This is a genomic window from Actinoplanes sp. CA-131856 (genome assembly GCF_050956135.1).
GTDB lineage: Bacteria > Actinomycetota > Actinomycetes > Mycobacteriales > Micromonosporaceae > Actinoplanes.
The window spans coordinates 10,105,439-10,124,964 of record NZ_CP191849.1 but is presented as its reverse complement, the minus strand read 5'-3'; the positions used below and the strand labels follow the sequence as shown (position 1 = coordinate 10,124,964).

Sequence of the window (19,526 nt, the reverse complement as noted above, 5' to 3'; positions counted from 1 at the left end):
AACTGAGAGGACGAACCTTTGCGCATCGCCACGATGCTGACCGGCGCCGCCGTCGCGCTCGCCTGCGCTGTTCCGGGAGCAGCCGCAGCCGCACCGAAGACCACCGCCACCTGGGGCCTCGACCGGATCGACCAGCGCGCGCTGCCGCTCTCGTCGTCGTACGCCGCGCCCACCGGCGCCGGCGTCACCGTCTACGTGATCGACACCGGCATCCGCACCACCCACAAGGAGTTCGGTGGGCGGGCGCGCGACGGATACGGGGCCGCCGGCGACTGCAACGGTCACGGTACCCACGTGGCCAGCACCATCGGCGGCGCCACCCACGGCGTCGCCGAGGACGTGAAGCTGGTCGGCGTGCGCGTGCTCGACTGCAAGGGCAACGGGTCCTACAAGCAGATCATCGCGGGCATCGACTGGGTCGCCAAGCAGACCGCCCGCCCGGCGGTGGCCAACCTCAGCCTCGGCGGCACCACCAGCAAGGCGCTCGACGACGCGGTCGACCGGGCCGTGGCCAAGGGGATCACCGTCGTCGTCGCGGCGGGCAACGACAACCGCGATTCCTGTACGCAGTCTCCGGCGCGCACCCCTGCGGCGATCACCGTGGGCGCCACCGACCAGAACGACACCCGATGGTCGTCCTCGAACTACGGGTCCTGTGTCGACATCTTCGCCCCCGGTGTCCGGATCGAGGGCGCCTCGACCGCGTCGAACACCGCCCTCAAGCTGATGAGCGGCACCTCGATGGCGGCGCCGCACGTGGCCGGGGCGGCCGCTCTCGTGCTCGCCGCCCACCCCTCGTACACGCCGGCGCAGGTCCGTGACGAGCTGGTGGCGCAGGCCGGGACGGGCTCGATCCGCAATCCGGGCAAGGGCTCACCCAACCGGATGCTTTACACGGGTTACCTCAGTCGCTGAAAGGGCCTTTCGTGCAACCTCGCGCGGATAGCGTGAGGTTTCGGCCCGGTTCGTCAGTCACAGGAGGACCCATGGCGCAGGCGCCCGAAACCGATACGCGACCCACCGTCCTGGTCGTCGACGACGAGGAGGACCTGCGCGACATCATGCGGCGCATGCTGGAACGGCGTGGCTTCGACACCCTGATCGCCGGCGACTCGACGCAGGCCATCGAGGCCTGCCGTCAGCATCCCGGCGACATCGACATCCTGATCACCGATCTCGGGCTGCCCGGCGTCTCCGGCGGCGAGCTGTCCCGCTCGGCCACCGAGTTGCGCCCGGAGATGCGCGTCGTCTACATCTCCGGGCTGCCCAAGGAGATCGCCGTCGCCGACGGCCTGATCGCCGAGGACGCCCTGCTGGTGAAGAAGCCCTTCAGCAGCGAGGCACTGGTGGAGACGTTGCGCTCCGTGCTCTGAGAAGTCCCGTCCCCGAAAAGGCGCCGCCGTCCCCTGACGGCGGCGCCTTTTTCGTGTGCGCTCCCGATCGGCAACCGGGCCGAGACCACGCCCGCACCCGCCGCGCCCGACTCTGAGGGCAGACGTTATTCACCCCCTGGGGTCGGGCCGGTCCGCTGCGGAGGACCGGCCCGGCCTTTTTCTCACCCGGGCCAGGGCAGGGTGAGCTCGCCCAGGCGCCACCGGGCGGGACCGTCCCCGACCGGCCAGCCCTCGTCACGCATCCGGCGGACGGTGGCGATCCAGCGCTGGCGCGGCCCGAACGGGGTGGCCTCGGTCTCCCAGGCCCGGCCGAGAGCGCGCAGCAGCTCGTGCACCGGCTCGCCGGGAACGTTGTGGTGGATCAGCGCCTTGGGCAGCCGCTCGGCGAAGGTGGCCGGATGATCCAGATCGGACAGCCGGGCCGAAAGCGTCAGCGTGCTCGGCGCCCCGTCCTCGATCACGGCCCAGGTGGCGATGCGGCCCAGCTCGTCGCAGGTGCCCTCGATCAGCATGGCTCCGGTCGCGGTCATCTGCCGCCAGGCGGCGCCGACCTCCTCCTCGGCGTACTGCCGCAGCACGTTGAAGGCCCGCACCACGACCGGGCGCAGGCCGGCCAGCTCGAAACCGCCGCGCCGGAAGTCGAGCAGCGGGGGATCCGCGTACGGCTGAGCGGCCTCCACCCGTACGGGATCGATCTCCAGACCCACCACCGCGACATCCGGACGGACCGCCGCCGCCAGGCGGCCCCGCAACTCCACCGCCGTGACCGGGGTGGCGCCGTAACCCAGGTCGATGACCAGGGGCCGCGGCGCGTCGCGCAGCAGCGCGCCGCAGCGGAACGCGATGAAGTTGTCGACGCGACGCAGCCGGTTGGGATTCGTCGTCCCCCGCGTGATCTCGCCGACCGGCTTCACTATTTCTCCCGGTAGACCTTGTGCTGAGCGGCCTGGGCGATCGGCCGCACGACGATGCGGTCGAGGTTGACGTGGTGGGGACGGGTCGCGGCGAAGGCGATGATGTCGGCGATGTCGTCGGCCGTCAGCGGCTCCTTGACGCCCTGGTAGACCGCGTCCGCCTTGGCCTGGTCGCCGCCGAAGCGCTTGAGCGAGAACTCGTCCGTACGGACCATGCCCGGGTCGACCTCGATGATCCGGACCGGCTTGCCCGACAGTTCCAGCCGCAACGTCCCGACCAGCGCCGTCTGGGCGTGCTTGGCCGCCGTGTACCCGCCGCCGCCCTCGTAGACCGTGAAGGCCGCGGTCGAGCCGACCGTCACGATCGTGCCCGCTCCGCTCGCCTCCAGGGCCGGCAGCAGGGCCTTGGTCATCCGCAGCGAGCCCAGGACGTTCACGTCGTACATCCACTGCCAGTCGCCGACCGACCCCGACTCGACCGGATCGAGGCCGGCGGCGCCGCCGGCGTTGTTGACCAGCAGCGTGACCGGGCCGCCGAGGCCGGTCACGGCGTCGGCCAGGGCCGACACCGACTCGTCGGACGTGACGTCGCACGCGACCGCCGTCGCGGCCGGCCCGATCTCCTTGACCAGCTCGTCCAGGCGGTCGGCGCGGCGGGCCGCCGCCACGACGTGGAAGCCCTCGGTGGCGAGGCGGCGGGCCGTCGCCGCGCCGATGCCGCTGGACGCGCCAGTGACCACTGCGATGTTCTGCATGCCCCCATCCTTCCCTGACCCGTCCCGCATCCGTCCCGATGAGATGGGTCACCCCGAGAGGGTTGCGTAGTGGTTCGGCTCCGAAGGACGGGGAAGATTAATCATTGCGCACCAATCCCCGCTGATATGCCGGACAATGGAGGATAAACCGTGGCAGAATGGCCGACCCCCCGGCGCATTGCCACCCTCTCCGTGCACACGTCCCCCCTCGAACAGCCGGGCACCGGCGACGCGGGCGGCATGAACGTGTACATCGTCGAGGTCGCCAAGCGCCTCGCCCGGCGCGGCGTCGAAGTGGAGATCTTCACCCGCGCCACCCGCGGTGACCTGCCGCCCTGCGTCGAGATGGCGCCCGGCGTGCTCGTCCGGCACATCACCGCCGGCCCGTACGAAGGCCTCGAGAAGGAAGAGCTGCCGGCCCAGCTGTGCGCCTTCGCGAACGGGGTGCTGCGGGCCGAGGCGGCCCGCCCGCCGGGCCACTACGACCTCATCCACTCCCACTACTGGCTCTCCGGCCAGGTCGGCTGGCTCGCCCGGGAACGCTGGGGCGTGCCCCACGTGCACACCGCGCACACCCTGGCCAAGGTCAAGAACAGGCTGATAGCGGCCGGCGACCGGCCCGAGCCGCGGGCCCGCGTGATCGGCGAGGAGCAGGTGATCGCCGAGTCCGACCGGCTCGTCGCCAACACCCGCTTCGAGGCCCGCGACCTGGTCGCCTACTACGACGCCGACCCGGCCCGCACCGCTGTGGTGCAGCCCGGCGTCGACCTCGAGCGCTTCCGCCCCGGTCCGTCCGACCGGGCCCGCTTCGGGCTGCCGGCCGACGGCAAGGTCATCGCCTTCGTGGGGCGCATCCAGCCGCTCAAGGCACCCGACGTGCTGATCGCCGCCCTGGCCGCGATGCGCACCAAGGACGTGACCGTCGTGATCTGCGGCGGGCCCAGCGGCAGCGGCCTCGACCGGCCGACCTCGCTCATCGAGTTGGCGGCCTCGCTCGGCGTCAGCGCGTCGGTGCGGTTCCTTCCCCCGCAGAACGGCGACGGGCTGGCCGCGCTCTACCGCAGCGCCGACGTGGTGGCCGTGCCGTCGTACAACGAATCCTTTGGTCTGGTCGCCCTGGAAGCGCAGGCCTGCGGCACACCGGTGGTCGCGGCCGCGGTCGGCGGCCTGGTGACGGCGGTCCGCGACGGAGTGAGCGGAGTGCTGGTCGACGGGCACGACCCGGCGGCCTGGGCCCGCGTCCTCGACGACCTGCTCGACGCTCCGCGACGTCGCCAACTGCTGTCGGCGGGCGCTGTCGCGCACGCGGCCGACTTCTCCTGGGACCGTACGGCGGAAGGCCTGCTCCGGGTCTACCGTGAGGCGGTGACCGAGCACCGCGAGCTGATCAGACAACGCCTGGAGGCTTACGCATGGTGACCGAGTTGATCGAGAAGGCGCTGGCCGAGCGGGAGCTCGAGTGGGACACCACAGGCCCCGGCTCCTATGTGGTCACCCTGCCCGGCACCCACAAGCTGAAGACGGCGTGCAACCTGATCGTCGGCGAGCATTCGCTGCGCGTCGAGGCGTTCGTGATGCGCCGGCCCGACGAGCGGCACGAGGAGTTGTGGGCGTGGATGCTGCGCCGCAACGCCCGGATGTACGGGGTGGCGTTCTCCATCGACGCGGTGGGCGACGTCTACCTCACGGGCCGGGTCTCGCTGAAAGGCCTGGACGAGGACGAACTGGACAGGCTGCTGGGCTCGGTACTGACCTATTCGGACGAGTCATTCGACACGATGCTGGAGATCGGCTTCGGCTCGTCGATCCGCCGCGAGTGGGAGTGGCGCGTCAAGCGGGGCGAGTCCCTGGCGAACCTCCAGGCGTTCAAACACCTCGCTCCACCCGCCTAGTGTGTGTCGGCGCGAATTGTCCGGGTACTGAGAACAACGATCGGACAACGCCGATGGAATAGCGAGGTGAACCGGCGTGGCTGCCACGAAGACCGCCAAGGGCCGAAACGACACTCCGAACACCCCGGACGTCAGCGAAAGCAAGATCGCCCGGATGAAGGCCGCCGACCTGCGCCGCGAGCTGAAGAGCCGCGGCGTCAAGAACACCGACGACCTGAAGAAGCCGGAACTCGTCAAGAAGATGGTCAAGGCCGCTCGCCGTGACGCCGGCAAGAACCCGACCAGACACAACGACACCCCGAACACACCGGGCGTCGACGAGAGCGAGATCGCCCGGCTCAAGGTGCCTCAGTTGCGGGCCCGCCTGTCCGCACACGGCGTCAGCGGAACCGGTGACCTGAAGAAGCCCGAGCTCGTGAAGAAGCTCATCAAGACCCTCACCAAGAGCGGCGGCGCCGGCAAGCGCACGGGTAAGAAGGCCTCGAAGTCCCTGAAGTACTCCCAGGAGATCACCTCGACCGCCGACAAGCCCGAACGCCTCGGCCGCTCCCTGGTCACGACCGACCACGAGGTGATCCGCCAGTGGGCGAAGGCGCGCAAGGCGGTCCCGTCCACGGTCGCCGGCACCCAGCACGACGGTCACCTGGGCGTGCTGCGCTTCGACTTCCCCGGATACGACGAGTCCGACCGGCTCGTCGAGGTCAGCTGGGCGGAGTGGTTCGAGGCCTTCGACAAGCGCCGGCTGAACTTCATCTACCAGCAGCGGCTGACGAGCGGCAAGCGCAGCAACTTCTTCCAGCTGGAGAACCCGGACGAGTGACGGGCCGCCCACATTGGGCCGGTCAGCAGGACTTATGTGTGATTGGTCATCCGCCGATCGGCCAAAAGTCGGTGACTGTGACGGTCCAGACAGATGGCAGACAGCCAAGTGGCTTGTAAGGCTTGACCGGCCCAACTAGCGTAATCAATGGACGCCGGACCGTTAGTTCGGGGAACTGGTTGACCGGAGACGGTCACCGCGGCCGGCGTTTGGGGACGGGTGGCATATGCCGTTGGGGGACGGCGCGACCCGAGACCGGCGGTTAGTGCGGGCGACGCCTATGGGGATGGGCGTCGTCCGCCGCCGCCGGTGCAACAGCTCTCGACAAACCTTCCGCTCGTACGTCGTGACGCGCGCCGCTGCCTGGCGTCCGCTCATGCCGCTCGGGGCGATGTCGCGCGGGCTTGTCCGTGTGCGTCGGCCCGGCGTCTTCATGGGCCTCCGGCTGGCTCTTGACCCGCCTCCTGAGCTGCTCTCGGTCGGCTTCCGGTGCTTTCCCCTCCACAGGCGCGAGGCTCGGAATCCGGGCCAGGGTTGGCTATGGAGTGGTCACTGTCTGGGCGGTTCGGGAGCGGATGGCGGCTACGCGGCGTTCGCGGGCGGGGCCTGCCGCCAAGTGCAGGGCCGCGGCCGCGACGCCCAGGGCACCGACTATCAGCCAGTGGGCGTCGCCCAGGTACTGCAGGCCGGCGCCGCCCAACGCGGGGGCCAAGAAGGACGCGGCGGGGAAGGCCAGGAAGAAGACTGCCTGGTAGCGGCCTCGCAGCTCCAAAGGGGCCAGTTCCGAGTTGATCTCGGCGTTGGGTGGGGCGGCGAGCATGCCGCCGATCGTCCAGATCACCGCCGCCAGCAGGTAGAGCGGCAGCTGTTCGGCCAGGGCCAGCACGGCGAAGCCGATGCCGTTGATCAGGAGGGCCGCGGCGAGCACGCGGTGTTTGCGGTGGCCGTCGATGACCCGCGGCACGAAGAGCTGCCCGACCACGATCAACGCCGCGCCCAACGACACGACCACGCCGTAGGCCGACGGGCTGAGATGGTCGTCCTGCATCGCCAAGGGAACGATCGTGCTGGCCTGCGTGTAGATCAGCGCCTGGAGCACGGTCAAGCCCACGAAGGCCAGGAAGATCCGGTCGGTCAGCACCACGCCCAGGCCGCGGGGCCGGCCGCGCTCGGGCTTCGAGGGCCGAGGCGGGGAGGGACGTGACGAGCTGCCGGCGGCGTAGGCGGCTGGGATGTCGACGGCATCGGCGGCTGGGATGTCGGCGGAGGCGGGGGCCGGGCGGTGGCGCGGGAGGGTTTCGGGGATCTTCCAGGCGATCAGCAGGGCCGTGGCCAAAGTGGAGGCGGCGTCGATCAGGAAGAGGCCCACGTAGCTCCAGGTGGCCAGCACGCCGGCGATCAGGGAAGCCAGGGCCATGCCCAGGTTGAAGGCCCAGAACTGGAGGTTGAAGGCTCGGGAGCGGCGTTCGACGGGGACCACGTCGATGATCGCCGCCACGAAGGCCGGCTGGGGCATCGACTGAAAGAGGCCCAGCAGCAGGCACAAGGCGGCGATCACGCGGAGGTCGGGGCTGAAGGCCAGGCCGGCCAGCGTCGCCGCCACGATGAAGTGGGACAGCAGCAAGGTGCGGCGGCGGCCCCATCGGTCGGTGAGGACGCCGCCGGCCAGGGTGCCCAGGATGCCGCCGATACCGTACGTGCCGACGATCAGGCCGGCCTGTGCGGTGCCGGCGCCGCGCTGGGCGGTCAGGTAGAGCGAGAGGAACAGGACCGCGAAACCGCCTACGCGGTTGATCAGGATGCCGGTCCAGAGATACCAGTAGGTCGCCGGGAGCCCGCCCGCCGTGTCCCGAAGCCAGCCGCGCACCGCGCCCCCGTTAGGAAACCTTGTTAACAGTCTATGCGGAGGCTAGCGCGCGAAACCCGCTCTGTCTTCCTGGTTTCCTATCGGGCGGAGGTATTGATGATCTCGGGCGGAATGTCCGCCACGGGCTCCGCCTCCGCCGGCGGCAGAGCCCCGAGCGCCACGGTGGCGGCCGCGGAGATGGAGGCGGCGGAGGGCGCGGCGGAGGAAGAGGGCGCGGCGGATAGCGGCGGCGTGGCGGACGGGGGCGTGGCGGAAGGCGGCGCGGCGGAAGGGGGCGTGGCGGAAAGCGGCGCCGGGGAGGAAAGAGGCGTGGCGGAAGGCGTTGTGGCGGGAGAGGCCGAGTTGGAGGAGGCCGCGGCGAGGGCCGGGGTGGCGACGCCCTCATCAAAAGGCTCGGATATCGCGGCGATGCGACGGCGGCGGCTGGGGGCGGCCAGCAGGTGGCCCACGGCGACCAGGGCGCACACGGCGAAGCAGCCCAGCCAGAGCGCCGCGTCGCCCAGGTGCTCCTGGGTGAAGCCGCCCAGGATCGGGGCCAACGCCGTTCCGGCCGACCATGACAGGGAGCTCAAGCCCTGGTAGCGGCCCCGCAGCGAGGCCGGTGACAAACCGGCCACCGTGGCCGCGTTCGAGGGGGACTGGAGCATCTCGCCCAGGGTCCAGATCACCACAGTCAGGGTGAAGAACCAGGCCGCGTCCGCGAAGGCGGTCAGGCCGAAACCCACTCCGATGATCAGGGAGGCCACCGCCAGCACCCGCGCGTTGTCGTGGCCGCCGATCAGCTTCGGGATGAACAGCTGGCCCAGCACGATCAGGACGCCGTTCACGGCGATCACCGCGCCGTACGTCGCCGCCGACAAGCCGTCCGAGGTCATCGCGATCGGCAGCGTCGACATGTGCTGCATCATCACGACGACGCCGCCCAGCGAGATCAGCAGGTAACCGACGAAGATCCGGTCACGAAGGACCGTGCCGAGGCCCCCGGAGCTCGCCTGCCGCCGTACGTCCGGACGGGCCGGCCTTGTCTCTTTCACGAACAGCAGGAAGACCGTCGCCGTGATCAGGGTGCTGGCCGCGTCGACGACGAACAGCAGCAGGTAGTCGGCCTTGGCCGCCAGCCCGGCCCCGACCGAGGACAGCGCGAAGCCGAGGTTGATGGCCCAATAGTTCAGCGAGTACGCCCGGACGCGGTCCTTCTCCGGCACGACGTCGACCATCATGGCCGAGAACGCCGGGCGCACCGCCTCGCTGAAGAAGCCGAGCAGGAACGTCGTGGCCAGGATCTGGGCGTAGTCGTGGGCGAAACCCAGCGCGAGCATGAGCGCCGCCGCGCCGAACTGGGCCACCAGCATCGTCGGCCGGCGGCCCCAGCGGTCGGCCAGCACCCCGCCGGCCGTCGTGCCGAGGGCGCCGCCCACCCCGTACAGGCCGATGACCAGACCGGCCTGGCTTTGCGAGAAGCCGCGTTCGGCGGTCAGGTAGATCGCCAGGAAGATCACCACGAACGAGCCGAGGCGGTTGATCAGCGTGCCGGTCCAGAGAAGCCAGAACTGCCGTGGGAGACCACCGATGGCCTGGCTGAACCAGCGCTGCACGCCGCACCCCGATCGTTGAAGTAAGTAGTGATCAAGCTCCACTCCCTTACAACCTAGGGGTACGCGCAACTCCGTTTCCACGTGGTGGTCGCCACTGGTGGGTACGCGCCCGCCGGGAAATCGCCTGCGGCAGGATGGAGCGCATGACAGGGACTTTGGTGCTGCTGCGACACGGCAACAGCGAGTGGAACGCCAAGAACCTCTTCACCGGCTGGGTCGACGTCGACCTCGACGCCAAGGGTGAGGACGAGGCCCGCCGCGGCGGCGAGCTCCTCAAGGCGCAGGGCGTGCTGCCGGACGTGGTGCACACCAGCGTCCTGCGCCGCGCCATCCGGACCAGCGAGATCGCGCTGCACATCGCCGACCGCCACTGGATCCCGGTGAAGCGTTCCTGGCGCCTCAACGAGCGCCACTACGGCGCTCTCCAGGGCAAGGACAAGAAGCAGACCCTCGAGGCGTACGGCGAGGAGCAGTTCATGCTCTGGCGCCGGTCCTACGACGTGCCGCCGCCGCCGATCGAGGCCGACTCGGAGTTCGCCCAGTTCGACGACCCGCGCTACGCGCTCCTGCCGCCGGAGGCGCTGCCCAAGGCCGAGTGCCTCAAGGACGTGCTGGTCCGCGCGCTGCCGTACTGGTATGACGAGATCGTCCCGGACCTGCGGGCCGGCAAGACCGTGCTGGTCGCCGCGCACGGCAACTCGCTGCGCGCCATCGTCAAGCACCTCGACGGCATCTCCGACGAGGCGATCGCCAAGCTGAACATCCCGACCGGCATCCCGCTGCGTTACGAGCTGGACGACAACCTGCGCCCGGTCACCGCCGGCGGCACCTACCTCGACCCCGAGGCGGCCAAGGAAGCGGCGGCCGCGGTCGCCAACCAGGGACGCTAGAACAAAGCAAAGGGCCGGGACGCCCCCGTGGCGTCCCGGCCCTGCCCCGAACCAGGCGAGCGAACAGCTCAGCTCTGGTCGGCTACCTGCTCTCCCGTGATCAGGTAGACCAGCTGCGCGCCGACGTTCACGGCGTGGTCGGCGTAGCGCTCGTAGAAGCGGCCCAGCAGGGCGCCGTCGATGGCGGTCTCGGCGCCGTACGGCCAGTCGTCGGCGAGCATGATGCGGAAGAGCTCGCGCTCCTGCTCGTCGATCTTGTCGTCGTCGCTCTCCAGTGCGCGGGCCGCCTCGGCGTCGGGGTTGGCCAGGAGCTTGGTGATCTCCCCGGCCATCTCGTCGGCCACCTCGGCCATCCGCTTGAAGACCGGCCGCAGCTCGGCCGGGACGGCCGGCGACGGGTGACGGCGAATGGCGGTCTTGGCCACGTGCTCGGCCAGGTCGCCCATCCGCTCGATGTCGGCCGAGATGTGCAGGGCCGTGATGACCATCCGCAGGTCGGAGGCGACCGGGGCCTGGCGGGCGATGGTGTCGGCCACCTTCGTCTCGACCTGGCTGTAGATCGCGTCGATCTCGACGTCGCGCTCGATGACCGACTCGGCGGCCTTGAGGTCGGCGGTCAGCAGCGCGGTGGTCGCGTTCCGCAGCGCGGTGCGCACCCCTTCTGCCATGGTCACCAGCAGGCGGGTGACCTCGTTGAGGTCGGCCTGGAACTCCTCGCGCATGTTGTCTCGTCCCCAGGGGCTCGCGGTCGCCCCGAAACATGGCGCGACCTTGGTTGATGTACAGGCTAGGGGTGCCCAGCAGCGGACACGTGAACGGCAATGAACGACGCTGGGCGCAGTGGTGAACATTATTCGACACGCGCCCGGTTTGTCCGGATCCCGCTAGGGCCCAGGTAAACAATGACCCTACGATCGCAGCGTGGACCTGGTGTACGGCACTCTCCTGACCCTCGTCGCGCTGGCCGTCGGCGTGGCAGCGGGGATCTTCATAGCCCGTGCCCGTAGGTCGCCCGGGTCGGACGTCGCCGCCTCCCGGAAAGATGAGGGAGGAAGCGCCATCAGCGAAGAGGAGTCTTCAGGCCTTTCAAGGGCGGTGGGCGGGGCGGTTGGATGGGAACACACCGGCAAGCACGGCATGAAGGGGCTCGGCCGCAAGAGCCTCGACTCGCTGCGCGTCGGCGTGGTGGTCCTCGACGCCGAGGATCACCCGGTGCTGGTCAACCCGGCCGCCCGGGCGATGGGCCTGCTCCGCTCCGGCGGCGCCCCGGGCACCATCGCCGCCCACCCGATCCTGCGCACGCTGGCCGGCCAGGTGCGGCGTACCGGCGTACGGCGGGAAGTCGAACTTGATCTTCCGCATGGCCGTGCCGGAGCCGCCCAGGCGCCGCTCGGCCTGCACCTGCGGGCGGTGGCGCTGAACTCGACGCACGTGGCGGTCGAGGCGGCCGACGTCACCGAGTCCCATCGGCTGGCCCGCGTGCGGCGTGACTTCGTGGCCAACGTGAGTCACGAGCTGAAGACCCCCATCGGCGCGCTCCAGCTGCTGGCCGAGGCGCTGCTGGACGCGACCGAGGTGCCGGCGGCCGAGGCCGTCGAGGGCGAGGAGCCCAACGAGGATCTGCTCGCGGCCCGCCGGTTCGCCGAGCGGATCCACCACGAGTCGGCCCGGATGGGACGCCTGGTCAACGAGCTGCTCGAACTGACCCGGCTCCAGGGCGCCGAGCCGCTGCCCACCCCCGAGCCGGTGGCCGTCGACTGGGTGATCGCCGAGGTCATCGACCGCACCCGCACCACCGCCTCGGCCAAGAGCATCGAGGTCGTCTACTCCGGTCCCAAGGGCGCTACCGTTTACGGCAGCGACAGTCAGGTGGCGACCGCGGTGACCAACCTCGTGGAGAACGCGATCGCGTACTCCGGAGACGACACGAAGGTCGAGCTCACTCTGCGTCATGACGACGACTGGGTCGAGATCGACGTGGCCGACCAGGGCATCGGCATCGCGCCGCACGACGTCGACCGGATCTTCGAGCGGTTCTACCGCGCCGATCAGGCCAGGTCGCGCTCGACCGGCGGCACCGGTCTCGGCCTGGCCATCGTCAAGCACATCGCCACCAACCACGGCGGCCGGGTCGACGTGACCAGCAGCCTCGGCGACGGCTCGACGTTCACTCTGCGCCTACCGGCGCGTCCCCCGGAAGCCCCCTTGCCGTTACCGACGGCAATTGAGATCGAGTCCGGTGCTAGCGGGCGTTGAGCCTGTGAGCCGGAAGATGGAAGGAACCACATTGGCCCGCGTGCTCGTGGTCGAGGATGAGGAGTCGTTCTCCGACGCCCTGTCGTACATGCTGCGCAAGGAAGGTTTCGAGGTCTCGGTCGCCCCGACCGGAACCTCCGCCCTGACGCAGTTCGACCGGACTGGTGCCGACATCGTGCTGCTCGACCTCATGCTTCCGGAGATGTCCGGCACCGAGGTCTGCCGTCAGCTGCGTCAGCGCTCGGCCGTCCCGATCATCATGGTCACCGCCCGGGACAGCGAGATCGACAAGGTCGTCGGCCTGGAGATCGGCGCCGACGACTACGTCACCAAGCCGTACTCGCCGCGCGAGCTGGTCGCCCGGATCCGCGCCGTGCTGCGCCGTCAGGGCACCGAGGCGGCCGAGGTCTCCACCCCGACGCTGGCCGCCGGCCCGGTCCGGATGGACGTCGAGCGTCACGTGGTGACCGTCGACGGCAGCGGCGTCCAGCTTCCGCTGAAGGAGTTCGAGCTGCTCGAGCTGCTGCTGCGCAACGCCGGACGGGTGCTGACCCGCGGTCAGCTGATCGACCGGGTCTGGGGCGCCGACTACGTCGGTGACACCAAGACCCTCGACGTCCACGTCAAGCGGCTGCGCTCCAAGGTGGAGCCCGAGCCGTCGGCCCCGCGCTACATCGTCACGGTGCGAGGCCTCGGCTACAAGTTCGAGCCCTAGAGCGACTCCGGGGGCGCGGCGGGCTCACGTCCGCCGCGCTTCTTGGGCATCCCCGCTTTGACCGTGGCCGGGTGCACCGCGGTCAGGCCCTTGGCCAGCCGGTCGGCGCAAAGCTCGGCGAGTTTGTCGTACGCGGATTTGCCGACCAGGGCGATCAGCTCCGGTGCGTAAGAGATGTACATCGGCTCGGTGCCCACGTGGGCGTCCGGCGACGAGGTGCACCACCAGTCGAGGTCGTGACCGCCCGGTCCCCACCCCCGCCGATCGAATTCGGTCAGCGTCGACTGGAGCACCTTGGTGCCGTCCGGGCGTTTGATCCAGTCCTGCTCCCGGCGCACCGGCAGTTGCCAGCAGACGTCCGGCTTATAGGTCAGCGGATGTACGCCGTCACGCAGCGCCTGGGCGTGCAGGGCGCACCCGCCGCCACCGGCGAAGTCGGCGTCGTTGAGGAAGACGCACGGGCCGTCCTCGGACTGGATCGCCGTGCGGCGGGCCGGCTTGGCCCCGTCGATGGTGTCCATCTCGGTGTAGTTCTTGAAGCCGCGCCGGTAGTGCTGCCAGTTCTCCGGAGTGAGCTTGGCCGCGGCCGCCTTCACCCTGTTCTCGTCGTCGGCGTCGGTGAAGAACGCGCCGTGCGAGCAGCAGCCGTCCTGCGCGCGGCCGGCCACGATGCCGTGACAGGCCGAACCGAACACGCACGTCCATCGCGACAGCAACCAGGTCAGGTCGGCCCGGACCAGGTGCTTGTCGTCGTCGGGGTCGAGGAACTCGATCCACTCACGAGGAAAATCGAGGTCGACCTCGGCGGCACGGGCGGCTGCCGCAGCGTCGAGGACGATGCGGATCTGTTGACGGCGGCTCACCAGGCTCAGCGTACGCGCGCGGGGGACCGGCACCACGTCGCCGCCCGGTATGGCCGTATATACCCGGTAGAGGAGACGGCGTACGCGACAAACGGGTCTACGCTTGATGACGTGAGTTCCCGCGTCCCCGTGCTCCTGTCCAGCTCGTCGGTCTTCCCCGAGCCGACCGCGGCCGCGTTCGAGCTGGCCGCCACGACCGGCTTCGACGGCCTCGAGGTCATGGTCTGGACCGACCGCGTCAGCCAGGACGCCGGCGCCCTGAAGGGTCTGGCCGATCACTACAACGTTCCGGTGCTGTCGGTTCACGCGCCCTGCCTGCTGGTCACCCAGCGGGTGTGGAGCACCGATCCCTGGGAGAGGCTGAGCCGCGCGGCCCAGCTGGCCGAGACGCTCGGCGCCCCCACGGTGGTGGTGCACCCGCCGTTCAGCTGGCAGCGTGACTACGCCAAGAACTTCTCGGCCGGCCTCGCCAAGATCCAGGCGCGCCATCCCGACCTCGACTTCGCGATCGAGAACATGTTCCCGGTGAAGATGGCGGGCCGCTGGTTCGTGCCGTACACGCCCGGCTGGGACCCGACCGAGACCGGCTTCGACGCCTACACGCTCGACCTGTCGCACTGCGCCGCGTCCCGCATCAACTCGCTGGCCATGGCCGACAAGATGGGCGCCGGCCTCAAGCACGTGCACCTGGGCGACGGCACCGGCGAGGGCCGCGACGAGCACCTGGTGCCCGGCCGGGGCAACCAGCCCTGCGCCGAGCTGCTGCGCTCGCTGTCGGCCCGCGGTTTCACCGGCTCGGTCGCGCTGGAGGTCTCCACCCGCAAGGCACCGAGCCGCGCCGCCCGAGAGGCCGACCTGCGCGAGTCTCTGGAGTTCGCCCGGCGTCACTTGAAGCCGGCGGAGAGCCCCACCCCGGCGATCACCAGCGCCTGAACCACCACGGCAATCGCCGCCGGTGAGATGGCAGTCGATTTCCCGGCGGCCGCGGGGTTTGCGGACGTTGGGAAATTGCCTGCCATCTCGGCGGTTACAAGGCGATTGCCTCGCGGAGCGAAGCGGAGCCAGCCAGCTCAGCCCGCTTCCTCGCGCGGTGTGCCGCGACGTGGGAGCGGGTCGCGCAGCGCTCCGAGCAGAAGCGGCGGCAGTTGTTGGACGAGGTGTCCAGGTAGACGTTGCCGCAGCGCTCGTCGGCGCAGATGCCGAAGCGGGCGCTGCCGTACTCGCACAGCCAGACCGACAGGCCCCACGCGGCGCCGGCCAGATATTCGGAGCTGACCGACGCGCCGCGGCTGGTCACGTGCATGTGCCAGTCGCCGGCGTCGTGCCCGGAGATGCGCGGCTGCACGGGGAACACCTCGAGCAGCGAGTTCAGCTCGGTCACGGCCTCGGCGTCGCGGCCGCTCGTGCCGTACTCGAAGACGTCGCGCAGGCGCCGCTGAGCGCGGCGGAAGACGGCCACGTCCTTGTCCGCGACCTCCTCGCGCATCCAGCCCTGCTCGTCGGTGAACAGGGCCCGCAGGGCGGCGAGATCACTCACCTCCGCGTTGACGAGGTCAACGGCGGTTCGGGCGTACGCATCGAAGTCCACCCGACAAAGGTAGCCGCCCCCGCCGCCCACGAACATGGCCCGCGTGCCACTCCCACGATCGGAGGTGGGCCGGGCGATACGCTCGGGACATGCTCCGCTCCCTGTTCCTGGCCGCCGCCGGATCGGACCGCCTCGGGCGCCTCGCGACCGCCGTGCCCGTCAGCCGAAAGGTCGCCGGCCGCTTCGTCGCCGGTGACGGACCCGACGACGCGGTGCGCGCCGGCCGCGCCCTGGCCGACGACGGGCTCTACGTGACGTTCGACCACCTGGCCGAGGAGACGCGCAGCGCGGAGCAGGCCGTCGCCGTCCGCGACGAATATCGCGCCCTGCTGTCCCGGGCCACCGCGGCCGGCCTGACCCCGGCCGCCGAGGTCAGCCTCAAGCTGTCGGCGCTGGGGCTGCGGCTCGACGAGCGGCTCGCCTACGAGCACGCCCAGGCGATCTGCGTGGCCGCGGCCGAGGCCGGCACGACGGTGACCCTGGACGCCGAGGACCACACCACCACCGACGCGGTCCTCGAGATCCTGGCCGAGCTGCGCAAGGACCATCCGGGCACGGGGGCGGTGCTCCAGGCCTATCTGAGGCGCACCGAGGGCGACTGCCGCGAGCTGTCCACGGCCGGGTCGCGGGTGCGGCTCTGCAAGGGTGCCTACGCCGAGCCCGAGTCGGTGGCCTTCCAGTCCGCTCTCGACATCGACAAGTCGTTCGTGCGCTGCTTGAACATCCTGATGTCGGGCGACGGCTACCCGATGATCGCGACGCACGATCCGCGGCTGATCGCCATCGCCGAGGACCGCGCCCGCTGGTTCGACCGCCTGCCCGAGGAATACGAGTTCCAGCTTCTCTACGGCGTGCGCCCGGACGAGCAGGCCCGGCTGGCCGCCGGTGGCAACGTCGTGCGGGTCTACGTGCCGTACGGCAGCAACTGGTATGGCTACGTCGTGCGCCGTCTCGCCGACCGACGGTAGACACCGTGTCCGTCCCCAAAAGCAACAATTGGGGCAGAAACGGGGCACAGCTGGCGTGTCGGCCTTGACTTTTTCCGACCTTTTTCACGGAACGCATCGCGTTGGTCACAGCCGTATCGATACCGTTCTGATGACACGCACGTTCTCCGCCGCGTCGCAAACGCTTCTCACTCCGCGCGCGGCCCGTGCCTGCGAAAGGATCGGTGCGTACGAGATGACGGGTCCAGCCCAGACCGAGGAACGGCTCTCGGAGGTGCGGTTCCTGACCGTCGCCGAGGTGGCCTCTCTGATGAGGGTCTCCAAGATGACGGTCTATCGGTTGGTGCACGGCGGTGACCTCACCGCCGTCCGGGTCGGCCGGTCCTTCCGGGTGCCCGAGCACGCCGTGCACGAGTACTTGCGCGGCGCTTTCTCCCAAACGGCCTAGGCCGTTTTGGCCCGGCGCTCGCCGGGCTTGTACGCTGGTGCGGTTGGCTCCGGACTGCTCTGCGCGCCCGGGACCCCGTTCAGCTCGGATGCGGGACGTGCCACCGCGCACGCGCCGGTCCGATCCACCAGTTTCGAGAGGCATGTCGTATGGGCTCCGTGGTCAAGAAGCGCCGCAAGCGTATGGCGAAGAAGAAGCACCGCAAGCTGCTGCGCAAGACCCGCGTCCAGCGTCGCCGTTTGGGCAAGTGATGGTGGGCCGGGCTTGATTTCCCGGCCTCCCCGTCGCTTGCCGCACGCATCGGAAGGTGCGCCCGACGTGACCTCTCCGCCCCGCGTCGTCGTGGTCACCGGAGTCAGCCGATATCTCGGCGCCCGGGTGGCCGCTCGTCTTGCCGCAGATCCCCGGGTCGACCGTGTCGTCGGCCTGGATCCGCTCGACCCGCCGGCCGCCCTGCGCGACCTCATGGGTGACGTCGAGCTGATCCGGGCCGATGCCCGTGCGGCCTCGGGCGCCATCGCCGAGCTGGGTGCCGAGGCTCTCGTGCACCTGGCGGTGACCAGCGCACCCGATGCGCAGCACGGCGGCCGGGCCGCGATGAAAGAGCAGAATGTCATCGGCACGATGCAGCTGCTCGCCGCCGCGCAGGGCGCCGGCCGGCTGCGCAAGCTTGTGGTGCGCTCGTCGACGGCCGCCTACGGCGCGTCGTTCCGCGACCCCGCGGTCTTCACCGAGGACACCGAGCCCCGGGCCGTGCCGCGGGGATCGTTCGCGCGCGACATCCTCGACATCGAGGGGTACGTCCGCGGGTTCCGCCGCCGTCGTCCCGAGGTGGCGGCCACCGTGCTGCGCTTCGCGCCGTTCATCAGCTCCACGGCCGACACGACGCTGACCCGCTACTTCTCCCAGCCGCTGGTGCCGACCGTGTTCGGCCGTGACGCCCGGCTCCAGTTCGTGCACGTCGACGACGCGCTGGAGATCCTGCACCGCTCGGTCATCGAGGACCATCCGGGCACGTTCAACGTGGCCGGGACCGGCGTGCTGGCGCTGTCCCAGGCCGTCCGCCGGGCCGGGCGCATCTCGGTGCCGCTGCCCGAGGGCACCCTCTCCACCTTCGCCGGGCTGGCCCGCAACGTCGGGATCGGCCAGATCGGCTTCGACCAGATCGACCTCTTCGTGCACGGCCGGGTCGTCGACACCACGCGGCTGGTCCGCGAGTTCGGCTTCACCCCGCGCACCACGTCCGAGGCGTTCGACGACTTCATCAAGGGCCACGCCGGCGGCTCGCTCACCGACGACCGGCTGGCCGCCGCCGAGCAGGCCATCCTCGACGGCATCCGGCGGGTCCGGGGCAACGCCGAGGCCGCCGCGGTGACCGGCGGGAGCGAGTCATGAGTCAGGACGAGTTTCGCGACATGCTGCCCGGCAACGCCGACTTCGTCCTGCCCCGGCCGGCCGAGCCGGTCCGGGTCAACGGCCGCCGGCCCATCCCGGAGGAGCCGCGGCCTCCGGCCGAGCCCTCGGCGGGGCTGGACGTCTGGGACCAGCGGGTGGCCAACGGTCTCGCCTTCCTGCGGCGCCGGCTCGCCGGGACGTACGAGGTGGACGAGTTCGGCTTCGACCCCGAGCTCACCGACGCGGTCTTCCATCCGCTGCTGCGGGTGCTCTATCACGACTGGTTCCGCACCGAGGTCTTCGGCATCGAGAACATCCCCGACACCGGGGGCGGGCTGGTCGTCGGCAACCACTCGGGCACGCTCGCGCTCGACGCGCTGATGCTCTCGGTGGCGATCCGCGACAAGCACCCGCGCGAGCGTCACCTGCGGCTGCTCGGCGCCGACCTGGTCTTCCGCATGCCCGTGGTGAGCGAGCTGGCCCGCAAGTCGGGCGTCACCGTGGCCTGCAACCCCGACGCCGAGCGCCTGATGAGCACGGGCGAGCTGGTCGGCGTCTTCCCCGAGGGCTTCAAGGGCATCGGCAAGCGGTTCGCCGACCGTTACAAGCTCCAGCGCTTCGGCCGTGGCGGCTTCGTCTCGGCGGCGCTGCGCACCGGCACCCCGATCGTGCCGGTGGCGATCGTCGGGGCCGAGGAGATCTACCCGATCCTGGCCGACATCAAGCCGCTGGCCCGGCTGCTCGGCGTCCCCTACTTCCCGGTCACGCCGACCTTCCCCTGGCTCGGGCCGCTGGGACTGGTGCCGCTGCCGAGCAAGTGGATGATCCAGGTCTGCCCGCCGATTCCGACCGCGCACCTCACCGAGCTGGCCGACGACCCCATGGTCGTCTACAACCTGGCCGACCAGGTGCGCGAGACGATCCAGGCCACGCTGCTCGAGCTGCTGGAGAAGCGGCCCGATCCGTTCGCCCGCTGACGTCGTCGGTGGGCGGTTTCCGCCTATAATGACAACGAGGGGCGGTCCGGTAACTCCCGGCAACCGCCCCTCGCCATGTCCGTGACTTTCTAGTCGCCGAAGATGCCTTCCAGCAGGCCTCCGAGCGGACCCTTCTCACCGGTGTCGCCGGTCGTGTCGCCCGTGCCCGGGTCGATCAGCGGCGTCTCCGACGGCACCGGGCTGCCGCCC

21 protein-coding genes are annotated in these 19,526 nt (G+C 70.2%); 14 read left to right on the top strand and 7 right to left on the bottom strand.

The genetic code is table 11. From position 1 onward, the window contains the following. The first annotated feature begins 18 nt into the window (after positions 1-18). Together ACQP2X_RS46635 and ACQP2X_RS46630 are read left to right on the top strand one after the other, a co-directional pair. Positions 19-915 carry a S8 family peptidase gene (locus tag ACQP2X_RS46635; RefSeq protein ID WP_498692614.1) on the top strand — a complete coding sequence of 299 codons (897 nt, stop codon included), beginning with the start codon at positions 19-21 and terminating at the stop codon, positions 913-915. A 71-nt stretch (positions 916-986) separates the two neighbouring features. Then, a complete protein-coding gene (locus ACQP2X_RS46630; protein ID WP_498692612.1) occupies positions 987-1,373 on the top strand; it encodes a response regulator in 387 nt (128 codons plus the stop codon). Between the two features lie 182 nt (positions 1,374-1,555). Here ACQP2X_RS46630 and ACQP2X_RS46625 read toward each other — a convergent pair whose 3' ends face one another. Together ACQP2X_RS46625 and ACQP2X_RS46620 are read right to left on the bottom strand one after the other, a co-directional pair. After that, positions 1,556-2,308: a class I SAM-dependent methyltransferase gene (locus ACQP2X_RS46625; protein WP_498692610.1), complete on the bottom strand. Its 753-nt coding sequence runs from the start codon at positions 2,306-2,308 to the stop codon at positions 1,556-1,558. Further along, positions 2,308-3,063, bottom strand: a complete 756-nt coding sequence (locus ACQP2X_RS46620) for an SDR family oxidoreductase (RefSeq protein ID WP_498692609.1) — start codon at positions 3,061-3,063, stop codon at positions 2,308-2,310. Before ACQP2X_RS46620 ends, ACQP2X_RS46625 begins: the two co-directional genes overlap by 1 nt. Before the next feature lie 150 nt (positions 3,064-3,213). Between ACQP2X_RS46620 and mshA the strand changes: the two genes are divergently transcribed. From mshA to ACQP2X_RS46605, 3 genes are all read left to right on the top strand, one after another. Beyond that, on the top strand, positions 3,214-4,482 hold the full coding sequence (gene mshA / locus ACQP2X_RS46615; protein WP_498692608.1) for a D-inositol-3-phosphate glycosyltransferase: 1,269 nt from the start codon (positions 3,214-3,216) through the stop codon (positions 4,480-4,482). Further along, complete coding sequence (locus tag ACQP2X_RS46610) at positions 4,476-4,955, top strand: type III secretion system chaperone family protein (RefSeq protein WP_498692606.1); 480 nt, start codon at positions 4,476-4,478, stop codon at positions 4,953-4,955. Before mshA ends, ACQP2X_RS46610 begins: the two co-directional genes overlap by 7 nt. 76 nt (positions 4,956-5,031) lie before the next feature. Then, the gene (locus tag ACQP2X_RS46605; protein ID WP_498692605.1) at positions 5,032-5,775 is read left to right on the top strand and encodes a hypothetical protein; all 744 of its coding nucleotides are present in this window, start codon (positions 5,032-5,034) and stop codon (positions 5,773-5,775) included. A 538-nt stretch (positions 5,776-6,313) separates the two neighbouring features. Here the strand turns inward: ACQP2X_RS46605 and ACQP2X_RS46600 are convergent. Both ACQP2X_RS46600 and ACQP2X_RS46595 read right to left on the bottom strand, forming a co-directional pair. Further along, positions 6,314-7,642: an MDR family MFS transporter gene (locus ACQP2X_RS46600; RefSeq protein ID WP_498692603.1), complete on the bottom strand. Its 1,329-nt coding sequence runs from the start codon at positions 7,640-7,642 to the stop codon at positions 6,314-6,316. 77 nt (positions 7,643-7,719) lie between these two features. Next, a complete protein-coding gene (locus ACQP2X_RS46595; protein ID WP_498692601.1) occupies positions 7,720-9,237 on the bottom strand; it encodes an MDR family MFS transporter in 1,518 nt (505 codons plus the stop codon). A 143-nt stretch (positions 9,238-9,380) separates the two neighbouring features. Here ACQP2X_RS46595 and ACQP2X_RS46590 point away from each other — a divergent pair, with 143 nt between their 5' ends. Continuing rightward, entirely contained in the window at positions 9,381-10,127 is a 747-nt protein-coding gene (locus ACQP2X_RS46590) for a phosphoglyceromutase (RefSeq protein WP_498692600.1), read from the top strand. Positions 10,128-10,195: 68 nt separating this feature from the next. Here the strand turns inward: ACQP2X_RS46590 and phoU are convergent, their stop codons facing one another. Then, positions 10,196-10,849 (bottom strand): phosphate signaling complex protein PhoU, encoded by a 654-nt coding sequence (gene phoU, locus ACQP2X_RS46585; protein ID WP_498692598.1) that lies wholly within the window; start codon positions 10,847-10,849, stop codon positions 10,196-10,198. A gap of 223 nt (positions 10,850-11,072) precedes the next feature. Here phoU and ACQP2X_RS46580 point away from each other — a divergent pair, with 223 nt between their 5' ends. After that, complete coding sequence (locus ACQP2X_RS46580; protein WP_498701280.1) at positions 11,073-12,383, top strand: sensor histidine kinase; 1,311 nt, start codon at positions 11,073-11,075, stop codon at positions 12,381-12,383. 31 nt (positions 12,384-12,414) lie between these two features. Then, complete coding sequence (locus ACQP2X_RS46575) at positions 12,415-13,098, top strand: response regulator (RefSeq protein ID WP_097317745.1); 684 nt, start codon at positions 12,415-12,417, stop codon at positions 13,096-13,098. Here the strand turns inward: ACQP2X_RS46575 and ACQP2X_RS46570 are convergent. Continuing rightward, positions 13,095-13,961: a DUF3109 family protein gene (locus ACQP2X_RS46570; protein WP_498692597.1), complete on the bottom strand. Its 867-nt coding sequence runs from the start codon at positions 13,959-13,961 to the stop codon at positions 13,095-13,097. The two genes, ACQP2X_RS46575 and ACQP2X_RS46570, sit on opposite strands and share 4 nt — an antisense overlap. Positions 13,962-14,072: 111 nt before the next feature. Here ACQP2X_RS46570 and ACQP2X_RS46565 point away from each other — a divergent pair, with 111 nt between their 5' ends. Further along, a complete protein-coding gene (locus tag ACQP2X_RS46565; RefSeq protein ID WP_498692595.1) occupies positions 14,073-14,894 on the top strand; it encodes a sugar phosphate isomerase/epimerase family protein in 822 nt (273 codons plus the stop codon). Positions 14,895-14,988: 94 nt separating this feature from the next. Here ACQP2X_RS46565 and ACQP2X_RS46560 read toward each other — a convergent pair whose 3' ends face one another. After that, entirely contained in the window at positions 14,989-15,549 is a 561-nt protein-coding gene (locus ACQP2X_RS46560) for a CGNR zinc finger domain-containing protein (RefSeq protein ID WP_498692594.1), read from the bottom strand. 89 nt (positions 15,550-15,638) lie between these two features. Between ACQP2X_RS46560 and ACQP2X_RS46555 the strand changes: the two genes are divergently transcribed. The 5 genes from ACQP2X_RS46555 to ACQP2X_RS46535 all read left to right on the top strand — a co-directional run bounded on the left by ACQP2X_RS46555 (position 15,639) and on the right by ACQP2X_RS46535 (position 19,316). Then, positions 15,639-16,517 carry a proline dehydrogenase family protein gene (locus ACQP2X_RS46555; protein ID WP_498692592.1) on the top strand — a complete coding sequence of 293 codons (879 nt, stop codon included), beginning with the start codon at positions 15,639-15,641 and terminating at the stop codon, positions 16,515-16,517. A gap of 214 nt (positions 16,518-16,731) precedes the next feature. Further along, positions 16,732-16,944: a helix-turn-helix domain-containing protein gene (locus ACQP2X_RS46550; protein WP_097317749.1), complete on the top strand. Its 213-nt coding sequence runs from the start codon at positions 16,732-16,734 to the stop codon at positions 16,942-16,944. 149 nt (positions 16,945-17,093) lie between these two features. Continuing rightward, entirely contained in the window at positions 17,094-17,195 is a 102-nt protein-coding gene (locus ACQP2X_RS46545; RefSeq protein WP_007465623.1) for a 30S ribosomal protein bS22, read from the top strand. Positions 17,196-17,262: 67 nt separating this feature from the next. Beyond that, positions 17,263-18,339: an NAD-dependent epimerase/dehydratase family protein gene (locus tag ACQP2X_RS46540; RefSeq protein WP_498692591.1), complete on the top strand. Its 1,077-nt coding sequence runs from the start codon at positions 17,263-17,265 to the stop codon at positions 18,337-18,339. Further along, positions 18,336-19,316 carry a lysophospholipid acyltransferase family protein gene (locus ACQP2X_RS46535; RefSeq protein WP_498692590.1) on the top strand — a complete coding sequence of 327 codons (981 nt, stop codon included), beginning with the start codon at positions 18,336-18,338 and terminating at the stop codon, positions 19,314-19,316. Before ACQP2X_RS46540 ends, ACQP2X_RS46535 begins: the two co-directional genes overlap by 4 nt. Positions 19,317-19,526 lie beyond the last annotated feature (210 nt).

Bases quoted from the DNA above. Each gene is read 5' to 3' on its own strand.
- ACQP2X_RS46630 (WP_498692612.1), top strand. From the start codon at position 987: ATGGCGCAGGCGCCCGAAACCGATACGCGACCCACCGTCCTGGTCGTC.
- ACQP2X_RS46620 (WP_498692609.1), bottom strand. From the start codon at position 3,063: ATGCAGAACATCGCAGTGGTCACTGGCGCGTCCAGCGGCATCGGCGCG.
- ACQP2X_RS46610 (WP_498692606.1), top strand. From the start codon at position 4,476: ATGGTGACCGAGTTGATCGAGAAGGCGCTGGCCGAGCGGGAGCTCGAG.
- ACQP2X_RS46590 (WP_498692600.1), top strand. From the start codon at position 9,381: ATGACAGGGACTTTGGTGCTGCTGCGACACGGCAACAGCGAGTGGAAC.
- phoU (WP_498692598.1), bottom strand. From the start codon at position 10,849: ATGCGCGAGGAGTTCCAGGCCGACCTCAACGAGGTCACCCGCCTGCTG.
- ACQP2X_RS46555 (WP_498692592.1), top strand. From the start codon at position 15,639: ATGCTCCGCTCCCTGTTCCTGGCCGCCGCCGGATCGGACCGCCTCGGG.
- ACQP2X_RS46550 (WP_097317749.1), top strand. From the start codon at position 16,732: ATGACGGGTCCAGCCCAGACCGAGGAACGGCTCTCGGAGGTGCGGTTC.
- ACQP2X_RS46545 (WP_007465623.1), top strand. From the start codon at position 17,094: ATGGGCTCCGTGGTCAAGAAGCGCCGCAAGCGTATGGCGAAGAAGAAG.
- ACQP2X_RS46535 (WP_498692590.1), top strand. From the start codon at position 18,336: ATGAGTCAGGACGAGTTTCGCGACATGCTGCCCGGCAACGCCGACTTC.